This is a genomic window from Glycomyces rhizosphaerae, from assembly GCF_042647865.1.
Classification (GTDB): Bacteria; Actinomycetota; Actinomycetes; order Mycobacteriales; family Micromonosporaceae; genus Glycomyces; species Glycomyces rhizosphaerae.
This window is the reverse complement of record NZ_JBHRWO010000021.1, coordinates 916,649-932,018: the sequence shown is the minus strand read 5'-3', so window position 1 is coordinate 932,018 and position 15,370 is coordinate 916,649. Positions and strand designations below refer to the sequence as shown.

At 70.1% G+C, this 15,370-nt stretch carries 8 protein-coding genes; all 8 read right to left on the bottom strand.

From position 1 onward, the window contains the following. Positions 1–99: 99 nt before the first annotated feature. The 8 genes from ACFO8M_RS24585 to ACFO8M_RS24550 all read right to left on the bottom strand — a co-directional run bounded on the left by ACFO8M_RS24585 (position 100) and on the right by ACFO8M_RS24550 (position 15,350). On the bottom strand, positions 100–2,988 hold the full coding sequence (locus ACFO8M_RS24585; protein WP_387980424.1) for an immunoglobulin-like domain-containing protein: 2,889 nt from the start codon (positions 2,986–2,988) through the stop codon (positions 100–102). Positions 2,989–3,022: 34 nt separating this feature from the next. Next, on the bottom strand, positions 3,023–4,057 hold the full coding sequence (locus tag ACFO8M_RS24580) for an ABC transporter permease subunit (protein ID WP_387980423.1): 1,035 nt from the start codon (positions 4,055–4,057) through the stop codon (positions 3,023–3,025). After that, positions 4,054–5,121, bottom strand: coding sequence for an ABC transporter permease (locus tag ACFO8M_RS24575; RefSeq protein WP_387980421.1), 1,068 nt, complete (start codon positions 5,119–5,121; stop codon positions 4,054–4,056). Before ACFO8M_RS24575 ends, ACFO8M_RS24580 begins: the two co-directional genes overlap by 4 nt. Before the next feature lie 11 nt (positions 5,122–5,132). Continuing rightward, positions 5,133–6,110 (bottom strand): ABC transporter substrate-binding protein, encoded by a 978-nt coding sequence (locus ACFO8M_RS24570; protein WP_387980419.1) that lies wholly within the window; start codon positions 6,108–6,110, stop codon positions 5,133–5,135. A gap of 124 nt (positions 6,111–6,234) precedes the next feature. Continuing rightward, a complete protein-coding gene (locus ACFO8M_RS24565) occupies positions 6,235–7,806 on the bottom strand; it encodes a sugar ABC transporter ATP-binding protein (protein ID WP_387980417.1) in 1,572 nt (523 codons plus the stop codon). After that, positions 7,803–8,825, bottom strand: a complete 1,023-nt coding sequence (locus ACFO8M_RS24560; RefSeq protein ID WP_387980415.1) for a LacI family DNA-binding transcriptional regulator — start codon at positions 8,823–8,825, stop codon at positions 7,803–7,805. The genes ACFO8M_RS24565 and ACFO8M_RS24560 overlap by 4 nt, the downstream gene beginning before the upstream one ends. Positions 8,826–9,185: 360 nt before the next feature. Next, positions 9,186–12,620, bottom strand: coding sequence for a family 43 glycosylhydrolase (locus ACFO8M_RS24555; protein ID WP_387980413.1), 3,435 nt, complete (start codon positions 12,618–12,620; stop codon positions 9,186–9,188). Positions 12,621–12,707: 87 nt separating this feature from the next. Next, complete coding sequence (locus tag ACFO8M_RS24550) at positions 12,708–15,350, bottom strand: immunoglobulin-like domain-containing protein (protein ID WP_387980411.1); 2,643 nt, start codon at positions 15,348–15,350, stop codon at positions 12,708–12,710. Positions 15,351–15,370: the final 20 nt, after the last annotated feature.

Genomic DNA, 15,370 nt, shown 5'->3' with positions numbered 1-15,370 from the left:
GGTCGTGGCAACATCATTGTTACCGGTATCAGAGTGTAACTGGGTCGGCTGTTCGAGGCAAGTGGAGCGACCCGGCCCTTCGGGCCGGGCCGCTTCGGTTCAGCCGCAGGTGGCGGCGGAGTAGTCGGCGACGACAGAGGACCCCGCGGCGGTCGTGGTCACCCTTCCCGCCGGGATGTCGGTGAGTCGCGTGGAGAACACCACCGACGAGGTCGCGCCGGGTTGGAGGCCAGAAATCGCCTTGGCGCCGTATGTCGACGAGAGCGCCACGTCGAGCGCGGTATCGCCTTGATTCGTCGTCTTCACGACCACCGTCGCCTTGCCGCCGACGCACCGAGTGATGGCCGAGACGGCGATCGGCGCCGTGACGGTGACGGTCGCCTCGACCGGAACGCGCGAGTCGTCCTGCGCCACACCCGAGACCGTGAAGACGCCCGGCTGCGCGTACTGCGCGGGATCGATGTCGTCCCACGCGACCGCGACGTCCTGCTCCGAGCCGTCGACCTTCGTCAGGTGCGCGCCCGGCAGCACGGGCGCCGTGCCCGCCTTCGTCGTCACGGCGATCTCGTCGGCCGCCGCGACCGCGATGCGGGGGGCGAAGGCCTCCAGCACGGTCTCGTACTCGGCACGCGTGACGGGGATGACGGTGCCGTGGCGGGGTTTGCCGCCGTCGGCGTTCTGCGGCAGGTTCTCCCGGAGCGTCGACCCGACCGGCTCCCAAGCATTCCCGTCGGCGATGTCGTCGGTGGCGAACGGGATGTAGTAGTTCGGGCCCGCGTGGTACGACGGCTGGTCGATGAACAGGTACCACTCGTAGCCGTTGACGTCGCCTTCGTTGGCCGGGAAGATGCTCGGACCCTCGCCCTGCGTGAACGTCCCGCCGGGCTCGCCGTTCGGCAGGCCGGTGGCGACCTGGTCCTTGACCAGCGTCCACTCGTCGGCGGCGCCCGTCGTGCCGGGGAGCGTCCCGGTGACCGTGGCGAGCAGGTCGTCCGACTGCTCCTGCCGGATGGTCATGGACGCCTCGTCCTTGATGAACCGGTAGTAGGTGTCGTCGACGCGGGCGATCGTCGCGTCGATCGTGCCGCGGCCGGTGCCGCGCTTGACGTCGACCCAGGGCTTCGCCTCAGAGAAGGTGACGAAGTCATCGGTGGTCGCGTACATCGTGCGGTTGTACGTGACGGCCGTGCGCGCTGAAGCGTCCGTCGTGTCGTACAGGTTCGAGGCCCAGTACACGACGTAGGTGTCGAGCTCCTCGTCCCAGTACGCCTCCGGCGCCCAGGTGTTGCCCGCGTAGTCGCTCGACACCTTGACGTGGCGCTGCTCCGACCAGTTCACGAGGTCGTTCGACTCCCACACCTCCATGTAGAGCGATCCGCTGCGCTGCGCGGTGTCGAAGCCGCCGGCGAGGCCGGCGACCTTGAGGTCGGTCGCGAGCATGTAGAACCGGTCGCCTTCGGCCGAACGCATGATGAACGGGTCGCGCAGGCCCTCCGTCCCCTGGTCCGAGGTGAAGAGGGGCGCTCCGTCGTTGAGCGTGTTCCAGCTGAGGGCGTCGTTGCCGCGGGAGGCCGCGAGGCTGACGCGCTCGGCGCCGTCGCCCTCGCCGGTGAAGAAGGCCCACACGTACGCCTCTTCATCGGCCTGGTCGGCCGGCAGCGGCTGGATGACCAGCGGCACATCGCGCGTGCGCACGGCGTCGCCGACGCGCGCGGTGGCGGTCGCGACGACCGTGACGGCCGGCTCGCCCGCGGCGGGGCGCTCGATGACGATCGTCTGCGTGCCCGCTGCCGCGCCTGCGCGCAGGGTCGCCGGCGCGCCGTCGGGGAGGGTCCATTCGATCGCGGATCCCTGCGCGCCCGTCGTGGGCACGGAGACGTTGGTGCGGACGTCGTCGGCGGTCGCGATGGCGATCGCGTCGAGGTCGGCCTGCGCCTTCTCGTCGTCGGTGAGGTCCTCGGGAACGATCAGGGTGTAGGACTTGGTCCGCGTCTCGCCTGCCGCCGTGAACGACGCCGTCAGCGTGACCGTCGCATCGCCCGATCCGGGCGCCGGCCGCGTCACGGTCGCGGCGCCCCCGTCGATCGCGATCGCGGCGTCGTTCGACGCCCACGAGATCGTCGCGCCGTAGGCGGAGGTCGGCAGTTCGAAGTCGGTCTCGGCCGTCCCCTGCACCGACACGGACGCGACGGCGCGATCGAGCGCACCGTCGGCGTACAGCGCCTGCGCTTCGGCGGTGCTGAGCGCCGAACCGTACACCGCGAGGTCGTCGAAGTCGCCCGCGAAGAACGCGTCCGGGTACGTCGAGCGGCCGAGGTAGGCGACGAGGCTGCTGCCGAAGCTCGAGATGTCGCGCGCGATGGCGTTCTCGGCCGCCTTCACGCCGTTGACGTAGAGGGTGAGCTTGCCGTTCGTCCCGTCGATGACGGTCGTGTAGAGGGCCATGCCCGACGGCGTCGTCACTCCCGACGTGGGCGTGTTGGTGGCGCCGGCGCCGACCTCGGTGCCCCACGGCGCCGACGCGTTCGTCGTGTTCGTGACGACCGACTTCACGTACCCGCGCGGGTTGGAGGGGTTGAGCAGCCAGTAGCCGCTCGAGAAGGAGGCGCCCGACGCGACGGGGGCACCCACGAACGCCGCGGCGACGTTGGCGGGTCCGGAGCGGTCGGACACCCACGCCGACACCGTGACGTCCTTCAGCCCCACGAGGTCGGCCGTCGGGATCTCGACGTACGCCGCCGAACCGGTGGACGATCCGCCGGGGAGCGAGAGCACGCCGTCCGAGAACGAGGCGCCCGACTGGCGCACCAAGCCGTCGTTGCCGTTGCCCGAGGCATCCGCGATCGTGACGCCGTCGGCCGGCGCCGCATCGAAGGAGTAGTGGATGAGGGGCGTCGCGTCGGCGGCGGTTGCGGGGACGGGCGCGACGGCCAGCCCCAAGGTGAGGGCGGCGGCTATGCCGAGCGCCGCGGGTCGGATGTTTCTCATGGAAGGAGCCTCTCGTCTTTGAGAAATGACGGCGCTACTCGCGACGCCGTGGGAGCACGGCGCGCTGCAGCAGGACGAACACGAGGAGGATGCCTCCCGTGATGATGGTCGTGGCCTCCGGCGGGATCCCGCCGTCACGTGTGATGAGGACGTTCATGAGGCCGAGCACGAGGGCGCCGACCACCGAGCCGAGCACGAAACCCGCGCCGCCCGTGAGGAGCGTGCCGCCGATGACGACGGCCGCGACGGCGTCGAGCTCCCAGCCGATGCCCGTGATGTTCTGCGCGCTGCCGAGCCGGGCCGTGTAGACGACCGCCGCGAGGCCGGCCAGCGAGCCGCTGATGATGTAGACCCGCAGCTTCGTCGCGGCCACGGGCAGCCCCATGAGCGCGGCCGACTGCTCGGAGCCGCCGATCGCGTACACCGTGCGGCCCATGCGCGTGCGGTGGAGCACGAAGTACGCCGCCGCGACAACGAGGGCTGCGATGACGACGCCCGGCGTGATGACGATGTCGTCGACCTTGGGGCCGTCGAGGATCTTGAGCTGCGTTCCCAGCAGGCGCAGGACCGAGTCGTCCGCGACGCGCTCCGGTTCCGTGCTGAGCATCGACGCGAGCCCGCGCCCGAGGAACATCATCGCGAGCGTCGCGATGAACGGCTGCACGTGGAAGTACTGGATGAGAACGCCCGAGGCCGCGCCGAACGCCGTGCCGATGAGCACCATGAGCGGCATCGCGAGCCACGGATGCCAACCCGCGTTGATGAGCAGGACGCCGGCGACGCTGCTGACCGCGATGACCGCGCCGACTGAGAGGTCGATGCCGCCCGTGAGGATCACGAACGTCAGCCCCACGGCCATGACGATGAGGTGCGCGTTGTTGATGAGCAGGTTCGACAGGGTGCTGAACTGCACGATCCGCCCGTAGGCGGCCTCGCCGTAGACGATCATGCCGACGAAGATCACGACCGCCGCCGCGCTGGGCAGCGTGTCGAGATGCGGCGACAGGCGCTTCGCGAGGGCACGGGCCCCTTCGGGCTCCGCCGCAGGAAGGGTGATGAGAGCGCTCATGCCGCGACGGCCTCTCGCTCGGCCGGACCGGCGGAGCCCGCTGCTCGGCGCTGCCGGAAGGCACGTCGCACCCGCTCCGACTGAAGGAGGCAGAGCGCGACGATGACGATCGCTTTGAAGGCAGGGGTCGCGGATGAGGAGACGCCGAGGAACACGATGGTCTTGTCGAGCGTCGCGATGAGCATCGCGCCGACGACGGCGCCCGTGATGTTGCACTTGCCGCCCGCGAGGGAGGTGCCGCCGATGACCACGGCGAGGATCGCGTCGAGTTCGAGCTGGTAGCCCGTGCGCGAGACGTCGACCGTCATGACGCTCGCCGTCGCGAACACGCCCGCGAACCCGGCGAGCACGCCGCCGAAGATGTAGACGGTGAACAGGAGCGCGCGGCGGTTGACGCCCGCGAGCCGAGCCGCCTTGGCGTCCATGCCGATGGCCTCCAGCATGAGCCCGAGCGCACTGCGCCGGACGAGGAGCCCGACCGCGATGGCGACCAGCAGGGCGAGGAGGAATACGACGGGGAGGCCGAAGACGTAGCCGTTCGCCGTCCACCGGAACGCCTCGTTCGTAGCGGCCGTGTTCTGCCCGCCGGTGATCGCCTTCGCGAGGCCGCGGCCCGCGAGCATGATGACGAGCGTGCTGATGAAGGGCTGCAGTCCCACGACCGACACGAGCATGCCGTTGACCGCGCCGAGGACCGCGCTCACGACGACGACGAGGCCGAGCGCGGCGAAGGCCGAGCCGACGGTGTCGGGCGCGTTCTTGAGGAACTCCATCGACACGGCCCCTGCGACGGCCATGACAGATCCGACCGAGAGGTCGATGCCGCCCGTGGCCACGACGAGGCACATGCCGACGGCGATCAAGATGACGGGCGCCGCGGCGCGCAGGATGTCGATGACGTTGCCGACGAGATTGCCGGACGACCCGATCGAGATGGCGAGGTAGCCGGGGTCCTTGATGAGGTTGACGAGGAGCAGCAGCGCGATGGCCGCGATGCCCCAGAAGTACGGGCGCCGGAAGAGGCCCTGGAGTGCCTCGATCGGCCCGTGTGCGTTGGCGCTCATGCTCTCGGCCTTCACTTGCGGCCGGCAAGGGCCGACTCGGCCGACTCGGGCGAGTCGAACGCCGCGCTCGGAACGACGATGCTCGATTCGACGGTCTCACCGGCGAGCACCTTCTCGACGACGTCGAGGGTCATCGCTCCGAAGAGCGGGTTGTACTCGGCGACGAAGCTCAGCTCGTCGGCGGCGAGTGCCTCGAGAGCGTTCTCGGTGCCGTCGATCGTCGCGATCTTGACGTCCTCGCCGGGGGTGAGCCCGGCCTCCTCGACGGCCTGGACGGCGCCGAGGCCCATCTCGTCGTTCTGGGCGAAGATGAACTGCACGTCGTCGCCGTTCGACTTGAGGACGGTCTCGACGACGCTCTTGGCCTCTCCCGTCGACCAGTTCGCCGTCTGCGAGCCGACCCTGACGAAGCTCGACTCGCCGCCGACGACCGCGTCGAAGCCCTCGTTGCGCTCGTTGACGACCGAGACGCCGGCCGGGCCTTCGAGCACGAAGTAGTTGGCGCCGTTGGGGAACGCCGAAACCGCCCAGTCGGCGACCGCCGTGGAGACCTCGAAGTTGTCGGGGGCGATGCGCGTGACGTAGAGGCTCGTGTCATCGGGCTCGATGCCGCGGTCGAGCAGGATGACGGGGATCTCCGCCTCCTGCGCGCGCTTGAGCGAGTCCTCCCAGCCCGTGGCCTCGGTGGCCGACAGCAGAATGACGTCGACGCCCTCGTCGACGAACGACGTGAAGGCGTCGATCTGCGATTTCTGGTCGAGGTTCGTCGCGGGAGCGTACTTGAGCTCGTAGCCCGCGTCCGCAGTGAACGTGTCCTGGATGTCGGTCTCGTTCGCTTCGCGCCACGCGCCCTCGGGGCCGACCGCGACGAAACCGATCGTCGTCAGGCCGTCGTCTCCCCCGGAACCCGAACAGGCGGTGAGGCCGAGCGAGAGTGCACCGACGGTCGCGAAACCGAGCACCGGGGCGATGCGCTGCCTTGCAGACATGGCTCTCCTCATTGAGAACGCCGGACGCGGGACCGTCCTACGAGGCGGATCCACGCGGATCCGCTGCCGATTGCAGTGACGCGGGGCTGCGTCGCATCGGTGATGTTACCGGGAACAATCAATCTCACGCAAGACCGTTGTCACAATCGTGACCTGGTAACTCTCCGGGCTCTCCGTCCAGGTCGGCCGCGATCATCTCGACGATCGTGTCGACGGTGACACCGGGGCCGTTGCTGAGCTCGCCGATCTTCTCCCTGTCCTTGAGCACGACGATCCGGTCGCTCAGTCGCACGACCTCCTCCAGCTCCGAGGAGATGAACACGACCGCGATGCCCTCGCCCGCCAACTGGGCTACGCGCCTTTGGATGTCGAGTTTGGCGCCGATGTCGATGCCGCGCGTCGGCTCGTCGAGGATGAGCACGTGCGGCCGCGTCGCGAGGAGGCGCGCGAGCAAGATCTTCTGCTGCGTGCCGCCCGACAGCTCCTCGATGGGGCGATCGATGTCGCTGGGGGAGATATGGAGCGCGTCGAGGTACGTCTCGATGAGCGCAGCCTGCTCGCCGCGCGACAGCGGGCGCGACCATCCGCGCATCGCCTGGAGGGCGAGCACGATGTTCTCCCGCGCCGTGAGCCCGCCGATGATCCCCTCCTCGCGGAGGTTCTCCGTCGACAGGGCGATGCGGCAGCGCAACGCGGCCCCGGGGCTGCGCAGCTGCACGCGAGCACCGTCGATCCACAGTTCACCGCTGTCGGCGCGCTCGGCGCCGCCCAAGAGGCGGGCGAGCTCGGTCCTGCCCGAACCGTGCAGCCCCGCGAAGCCGACGATCTCGCCGCGCGAGAGTTCGATGTCCGTCGGCTCCAGCGTGCCGCGCCGGCCGAGCGCGGAGGCCCGCAGCGTCGGCTCGGCGGAAGCCGAGTAGTGGTGCGCGAGCCGCTCCGACCGCAGTGCCTTGAGCGCCTCGATGTCCTCGCCGATCATCTTCGAAATGAGCTCGGCGCGATCGAAGTCGTCGGCGAGGAACTCCCCTACGAAGCACCCGCCGCGCAGCACGGTCATCCGGTCGGCGACGTCGAAGACCTGCTCAAGGAAGTGCGAGACGAAGAGGACGGCGACGCCGCGGTCGCGCAGGCCCCGCACCACTTGGAGGAGGGCGTGCACCTCGGCCGCGTCGAGGCTCGACGTCGGCTCGTCGAGGATGAGCACGCGCGGCTCCAGGACGAGTGCCCGCGCCACGGCCACGAGCTGCTTCACGGCGGGCGACAACGCCGACAAGGGGCTGCGGGGGTCGAGGTCGTCGAGTCCCAGACGGGCCAGCACCTCGGCCGTGCGAGCACGGTTCGCCTTCCAGTCGATGCCGAACGGCCCGCGCACCTCGTTGCCGATCATCACGTTCTCGGCGACGGTCAGGTGCGGGCTCAGGTGCGTCTCCTGGAAGACCGTCGCGATGCCCTCGGCTCGGCTGCGCGCGACACCCGTGGGCATGCGCTCCTCGCCGTCGATGCGCACCTCGCCGGAGAGGATCGGGAACGTGCCGGTCAGCGCGCCGATGAGCACCGACTTGCCGGCGCCGTTCTCGCCCATGAGCGCGTGGACCTCGCCCGGATACAGCGTGAGGTCGACGCCGTCGAGCACGCGCACCCCCGAGAACTCGACCGTGGTCCCCGTCATCTCCACGACGGGCCGACGCGCGGTCATCGGCCCGTCTTCCGAGGGGCGCCGGTCGACGACCGCACGAGGAGCTCGGCGGGAATCCTTGTCACGCGCGGGATCTCGCGCTCCTCGATGGCGGCGCGGAGCATGTCGACGGCCGAGACGCCCAGCGCGCGGAAGTTCTGCCGCACGGTCGTGAGCGGCGGCAGGACGTGCGCGGCCAGCGGCACGTCGTCGAAACCCACGACGCTGATCTCGTCGGGCACGGAGAAGCCGCGATCGTGCAGACCGTGGATGAGCCCCACCGCCATCTCGTCGTTGGCGACGAAGACCGCCGTGTAGTCGGGCAGCTCGTGGATGCCCTTGGCGAAGTCGTAGGCGAAGTCGGCGGTCCAGTCGCCCACGACGATCGGACGCTCCCGGACGCCCCACGCCTTGGCGCGCGCGTGGAACGCGCGCTCGCGAGCCCGTGCGTCGAGCCAGTCGAGGGGGCCGGCGAGATGGAGGATGTCGCGATGCCCCAGCGAGACGAGATGGTCGACGGCGAGCGTCGTCCCCTCCTGCTGGTCGAGCGAGACGGTGAGGAACGTCGGGTCCTTGTCGGGCTTCACGACCAGCACGGGGATGCTGATCGAGATCTTCCGGAGGGCCGCGATCGACGACGAGCGCGGCGTGACGACGCAGAGCGCGTCGATGCCCTGCGCCGTGAGGTTGTCGAGGGCCTCCTGCGGCGAGAGGTCGTCGCCGTCGCCGAGGGCGATCGAGCTGACGGCGTACCCGGACGAGCGCGCGGCGAACTCCAGCGCGCGCAGCGTGCTCGTCGGACCGAACTCGATGGCGCTGTCGACGAGGACGCCGATGCGCTGGCTCTTCTGCGTCGCAAGAGCGCGCGCGGCCATGTTGGGGCGGTAGTCGAGCTCCTCGATGACGTCGAGGACGCGTCGCCTCGTCGCCTCCTTGATGTGCGGGTAGTCGTTGAGCACCCGCGACACCGTCATGTGGGAGACCCCGGCGAGCCGCGCGACCTGCCGGATGTTCGGCCTCTCAGCGCTCGTGTTCGGCACGCGTTGCCTCCATCGGGTTCGTTCGTCTCGCGAGCTGGGGTGTGCCGCGCGTCGTGCCGCGCGGCACCTCCAGCCTACCGATCCGGACATTGGTATCGGAAACGTCAGCCGCAGGATGCGGCGGCATAGACCGCCTCACCTGCGTAGTCGCCTGCGGCCGAGGTGCCTTTCACTTCGACGGCGCCCGCCGGGACGGCCGCCTGACGGGTCGTGAAGGCGACGGAGGCCGTACGGCCCGGCGCGAGCCCCGTGACGGTCTTCCCTGCGCCGCCGGGGCGAGACTCCCGGCGATGATCGCCCCCGCGATCAGGCACGTCAGCGCGCGCCGCACGGTGGAGGTCGTCATGGTGCGCCTCCTCGTCATCCGCAGTGCAGTGCGGAGTAGTCGACTGATTCGGTGCGCTCGCCCTCGCCGGCGGTACCGGTCACCTCGACGGTCCCGGCGGGGAGGTCGGCCGTGCGCGTGTTGAACGCCGCCGACGACGTCGCGCCCGGTTCGATGCCGGGGAGGGTCTTGGCGCCGAACGGTGTCGACAACCGGAACGACGCGATCGCGTCGCCCGTGTTGCGCACGGACACGGTGACGTACGCCTTGCCCGCGACGCAGCGTGTCGTGGTCGTCGCCTCGAAATCGGGTCCGGCCTGCGGCTCGACGGTGACCGTCATGGTCACGGTGCGGTTCGCTGCGGCAAGCCATTCGGCGTCCGTCATGTCGAGGATGGGCGTGCCGTCGGTGCGGAAGTAGACCATCCGCACGCCGGCCGTCCGCGCGCCCGTCGCCGTCGGCTTCGCGTGGAAGACGTTGAGCAGGTTGCCGTCGTCGTCGAGGACGTACGCGTTGTGCCCTGGGCCCCAGTTGTTCGCGATCGGCCCTTCGTAGCTCCAGATCGGGTAGCCGCGCTTGTGCCACGACGCGGGGTCGGTGAGGTCGGCGTCGGCGGACGCCTCGATGAGCCCGACGGCGTACGTCTCGTCGACGCCCGACCCTGAGAACGTGATCATGATCCTGCCGTCGCGCTGGATGACGAACGGGCCCTCGTCGACGGGCGAGGTGTTGTAGTCCCAGCCGAGATCGGGGGTGGAGAGGATGACCGGATCGGTGGTGATCCGCCATGCGCCCGACGCCGACACGTCGGCCTTCGCGATCTTGACGACGGCCGGGGCCAATGCGCCGCTCGTCGAGGGCTGACCGCTCGCGTTGTACTTCGTGCGCTGGTTCCAGACGACGTAGTCCTGGTCGCCGACGCGCAGGTGCGTCATGTCGATGGTGAGCGTGAGACCCGCCGTGGCGAGGGGGCCGCCGTCCGTGCCCTGTACACGCTGCGGCGTCTCCCAGCTCGCAGCGAGGAGCGGGTCCTGCCCGGGCTTGAGGCGCATCGTGTGCGACTGGATGTTGGACAGGTCGCCGCCGCTCGCGACGTTGCCCGCGAACAGGAGGTACAGGTCGCCGTCGACTTCGTGGAACTCGGGAGCCCACAGTTGGCCGCCCCTGCCGTAGAGGCCCGTGCCGAGGATCTTGTTGTCGGGTGCCGTCTTGATGCCCTCGATCGTCGACGCCTCGCGGATGTAGAAGTCGTCCTGACCGCTCTCGTCGGTGGCGATGAAGAGCCAGGTCTTCTCGCCCGTGGTCGGATCGGTGTATCGGTGCATGTGCGGGTCGGCGCGGCCGGTGATGAGCGGGAAGACCTGGGGCTGCCACCGGGGTGTGCCCGTCACCGTGTAGGTGCCGGGTGTCGACGTGTCGACGGCCGCGAGCTGGTCGGCGTTCCAGGTCACGCCGAGGTCGTAGGTCTGTCCGTCGGAGTACTCGGCGGTGACCTTCTCGGGTGCGGTGAGTTCGTCGCCCTGCGCGATCGCGACCTCGGGGTTCTCGATGCTCGTGTTCGCGACGCGCCCGAGGAGCCGCCCGAGCTCCGACGCCTCTTCGCCCGTGAGCGGGATGAGCGACGCGGTCGTGGAGTTCGCGACCCCGATCGCCGACAGTCGGCCCGTGTAGGCGCGGGCGTCGGCTGCGGGGGTGAGCGTCGCCCAGTCCGTCGTCGTGGCGGCGTCCACCGAGCCGTCCGCCTCGCGCCACACGATGCGGTACGCCTCGGCCTGCGCATCCCATTCCGCGGCGGCGCGGGTCACCGCGGCCGAATCGCTCAGCGGCAGGACGCCCACTTCCGTGAAGTGGACGAGGTCGGGCGTCGTGAAGAGGATCGCGCCCCGGGCGTCGGCCGTCGTCTGCGTGCCGTCGACGTTGATGCGGCGCGCGATGACGCCGAAGCCCTCGTCGCCCGCAAGTCGGAAGACGCTCGGGTCGGCGAGACCGCGCTTGACGCCGTTCGCCGACTCGCTCTGCCCTTCGGCGGAGGCGTACACGACGCCGGCGCCCGAGTTGAGGGCCGTGTACGACGCGCCGTCGACGCTCAGTGCGAGGTGGACCGACGTCTCGAGTTCTGGGTCGTCGGTCCCGCGCGTGGTCTTGGTGGTCGTGTAGGCCGCGAGCGTCGCGTTGCCCTCCTCGATCACGCGCACGGGGATGTCGCGCTGCGCTGCGGCGTCGCCCGTGCCGACTACGGCGCGGAGCACGGCCTCGGCGAGCCCGTCGGCGGGGCCGGACGCGATGGCGCCGTCGACGACGCTCGTCGGTCCTGAGAGGACGCTCCATGCGATGTCGCGTCCGGCGATCGTGGCCGGAAGCGCGTCGCCGCGCGCGATGACGGACGGCAGCACGATGGCGGCGGCCGCATTCAGGTTCGCGCCGGCGGGGTCATCGGTCGCCGGCACCGCGAAGTCGTAGGTCGCGATCTCAGTGACCGTGCCGCGCTTGAAGGTCGCAGTGAGCGTGCCCGTGGCGTCCGTGTCGAGGCGGTTGACCTCCCCGGCGTCGCTCACGGCGTCGGGCGCCGAGCTCGACCAGCTGATGGCGACCTCGCCGTCGGCGCTCTTCGCCGGGAGCGAGAGGTCGGAGACGAGCGCCGAGAGGTCGCCGAGGTCGGTCTCGTCGATCGCCTTCGCCACGAAATCCCCGCTGTAGGTGTCGTACACGGATGCCACCTGCTCCCCCGTCAGCGCCTCGGACCACACCGTCATGTCGTCGACCGCGCCGTCGAAATAGGGGTCGACCGAGAAGGGCGACTTCGAGAGCCACCCCGAAGCTCCCGAGGTCGCGATGCTGGAGGCCGTGTAGCCGGTCGAGACGGAGCCGACGGGGGCGCCGTCCTGGTAGAACGCGAACGACGATCCGCCGTCGAGGACGATCGCGACGTCGACCCAGTCGTCTTCGGGGATCGTCGCGTTCTGCTTCGTCACGGCCGTCGAGCCGCTCTTCATCTCGGCTCGCCCGCAGCCGGCGAGGTAGGAGAGGTATTTCGTCGACGAGTCGCCGAGTGTGAAGGGGTACCGGCATCCCGTGGTCGTGTTCTCCCAGCGCACGCGCGCCGTGATCGTGACGTCCTGCTGACCGGACAAGATCGCGCCGTTGGGGATGACGACGTAGGGGGCCGCTGACCCAGCGGTGCCGCCGGGGAATCGCAGCGCACCGCCGCCGTGCGTGTCGTCGACGAGGGTCGCGCCGCTGTTCACGATGCTCGCCGTCAGCGCCGCGCCGCGGCTGCCGGTGTTGGCGATCGACGTGCCGGCCGTTGCGGCCGTCAGCTCGTCGAACGTGTACTGGACGGCGGGCGTCGGCAGGTCCGCCGCGACGGCTGGAGCGCCCACCACGAGCGACGCCGCCACGGCCATCCCGACGGCGCCCACCGCCGCGCGCACGGCGCCCCAGCGCCCGCTCGCACTCGATTGCGACCTCATCGTCGATCCTTTCCTCGCGACGGTTCCGTCGCGGACGTCGTTGTGAACCAGGGGCTCCCGCCGCAGTGGCGGGAGCCCCGGTGTCGATCAGCCGCAGGAAGCGGCCGCGTACGGCGCTACGAGCTCGGTCTCGCCGCCGGCATCGGTTCCCGTCACGGTCACGTTGCCGGCGCCGATCGAGGTCGCCCGCGTCGCGAAGACGGTCGAGACGGTGCGCCCCGGTGCCACGGCCGCATGGGTTTTCGATCCGTAGGCGGTCGAGACGACGACATCGGCCGCGGTGTCGCCGTCGTTGCGCACCGACGTCACGAGCGTCGCTTTGCCTGCGACGCACCTCGTCGACACGGTCGCGTCGAGTTCGGGGCCCGCGTCGGGGTCCTCGCCGACGCCGGCGTAGTGGAACATGAGGCGGTCGTACTCGCGCTGCGTGATCGGCAGGATCGTGCCGTGGCGCTTCTTCAGGGTGCCGAAGTCGACGTCGGTCGCCTTGCTCCAGTCGGCGGCCGAGGTCGAGCCCGGGTCCGTCGTGCGGAACGGCAGGTAGCCCTTCCCGGCGGCGTACTGGTCGGCCATGAGCCCGTAGAGCTCCTGCGCGGCGCCCTTGTCGTCGTCGCTGTAGCGGAAGAACTCGGGACCTTCGAGGCAGCCGCCGGAGTAATTGCGGCCCGTGCTGCAGGCCTCGGTCGTGCCGCCAAGGATGGACTGCAGCGTGCCGACGAGCACCCATTCGTTCTCCGAGCCCGTCGTAGGGGCCGTCGCCGAGATCGTCGGTGCGTCGATGGACTTCGACTTCTCGATCGTGATCTGGCCGTCGCCGGAGGCGCGGTAGTACCAGTCGCCGACCTTGAACATCGTCGTGTCGATGATGGAGTGCTGTCGATCGATCCAGACCTGCGGCGTCGAGAAGGTCACGAAGTCGCGGGTCGTGGCGATGTACACGTTCACGGGGTCGCCGAGGGTGTTCTCCGCGTCGGACTTCGTCGCCCAGTAGACGTAGTACTGCTGCGTCGCCTCATCCCAGAAGGCCTCCGGCGCCCACATCATCCCGGCGCCGGGGATGGGTCCGGCGAGATCGGGAAGGCGCGGCTCGCTCCAGTTCACGAGGTCCGTCGACTCCCAGACGACGATCTTCGTGGAGCCGGTCGTCGTCGCCTGCGCGGCGCCCCAGCCGCCGCGGTGGTAGATGCTGAGGTCGGTGGCGATGAGGTAGAAGCGGTCGCCCTCGGGCGAGCGCACGAGGAACGGGTCGCGGACGCCGCCGTCGCCCTCGTCGGCGGCGAGCGAGAGCACCGGCGAGCCGTTCGGGCGCGTATCGGTGAACGTCGCGCCGTTCTGGCTCGTCGCGAAGTAGATCTGCTCGTCGGTGTGGCTGCGCTCCGTGCCGGTGAAGTGCGCGAAGAGGTAGTCGGTGGTCTCGGGCATGTCATACGCCTTGCGCACCAGCAGCTCGAACTCGCGTGTCGCGACGGCGCCGCCGTTCGTCGCGGTCGCCGTGAGCGTCACCGTCGTGTCGGCTGCGGGCCGCGTCACGACGCCGGGCGCGACGTCGCCGTCCGGGTCGAGGTCGACGATCTCGGGATGGTCGACCGACCAGGCGACGGCTGATCCGTACCGCGAGCCGGTTTCTGGAAGGGCGATGCTGCTGCGGATGTCGTCCGAGCCGGGGAGGACGACAGCCGCGAGGTCCTTCTGGGCCTGCTCCGCAGCGCTCGGCGCGTGAAGCACCGTGACTTCGAACGTGCGCGAGGCGGTCTGCCCGCGCACCTCGGCCGTGGCCGTGAGGGTGACGTCGGTGTCGGCCTCCGGCTGTGTGACGGAGCCGTCGGCGGTGATGACCCCTGCGGGCTCGGCCGACCACGTCACGCCGCCCGCGGTGGGCAGCGCCATGTCCGACTCGATCTGCGCCAGGTCCTGCTCGTTCACCGCGTCGAGGTCGATGGCGGCGACGGTCTCCGCGGCGGCCGCCGGGGCGTCGGCGGCGGCGATGTCGCCGAGCTGGACGGCCGTGAGCGCCGTGTCGTAGATCCGGAACGACGACACCTTGCCGCGGTAGAGGGCGTCGGCCGTGTAGGCGCTCTTGCCGATGTAGTTGAGGGTGTGGGTCGTAAGGTCCGCGAGATTGACCGTCGAGTCGGTCTTCTCCGCCCACAGCTCGCCGTCGACATAAAGACGGAGCGTCGAGGTGGTGCCGGTTCCGTTGCGCGAGATGGTCGCCGCGATCGACTGCCATTCGTCGAGCGCGAGCTTGCGCGTCGCGGTCGCCGTCTGCTCCCCCGACCAGTTCGTCTTCGAGATCGACAGCCGCGGTGCGACGGGCTGGATGAAGAACTGGCCGGTGCCGGCATTGCCCGAGCCGCCGATGTTCCACAGGAACTGCGCCCCGGCGAGGTTCTCGGGGCTCGTCTCGATGACGATCGTCGCGGCGTCCTTGCCCTGCAGGATGCCATCGGGCAGTTCCACGTGGTTGGCCCCGTCGAACTGCATGTAGCCGGCGTGCCAGTCCTCGCCGCCGACGACCGCCGCGTCGCGGCCCGCGCCCGACGCGTCGTGCAGCACCGTGCCCGACGTCTCGGAGAAGTCGTACGACGCCAGCAGGCCCGTCGTCGGCACGTCGGCCGCGGCCGCGGGGGCGCCGGCGAGCAGCGCTCCGATGAGCGCCACCCCCGCGGCTCCCGCCGATGCCCGCCCGGCGCGTCGCCGCACCCTCTCGCGGGCAGTCCGATCACCCATGTCGATCTCCTTTGATCATC

Bases quoted from the DNA above. Each gene is read 5' to 3' on its own strand.
- ACFO8M_RS24585 (WP_387980424.1), bottom strand. From the start codon at position 2,988: ATGAGAAACATCCGACCCGCGGCGCTCGGCATAGCCGCCGCCCTCACC.
- ACFO8M_RS24580 (WP_387980423.1), bottom strand. From the start codon at position 4,057: ATGAGCGCTCTCATCACCCTTCCTGCGGCGGAGCCCGAAGGGGCCCGT.
- ACFO8M_RS24550 (WP_387980411.1), bottom strand. From the start codon at position 15,350: ATGGGTGATCGGACTGCCCGCGAGAGGGTGCGGCGACGCGCCGGGCGG.
- ACFO8M_RS24555 (WP_387980413.1), bottom strand. From the start codon at position 12,620: ATGAGGTCGCAATCGAGTGCGAGCGGGCGCTGGGGCGCCGTGCGCGCG.
- ACFO8M_RS24575 (WP_387980421.1), bottom strand. From the start codon at position 5,121: ATGAGCGCCAACGCACACGGGCCGATCGAGGCACTCCAGGGCCTCTTC.
- ACFO8M_RS24570 (WP_387980419.1), bottom strand. From the start codon at position 6,110: ATGTCTGCAAGGCAGCGCATCGCCCCGGTGCTCGGTTTCGCGACCGTC.
- ACFO8M_RS24565 (WP_387980417.1), bottom strand. From the start codon at position 7,806: ATGACCGCGCGTCGGCCCGTCGTGGAGATGACGGGGACCACGGTCGAG.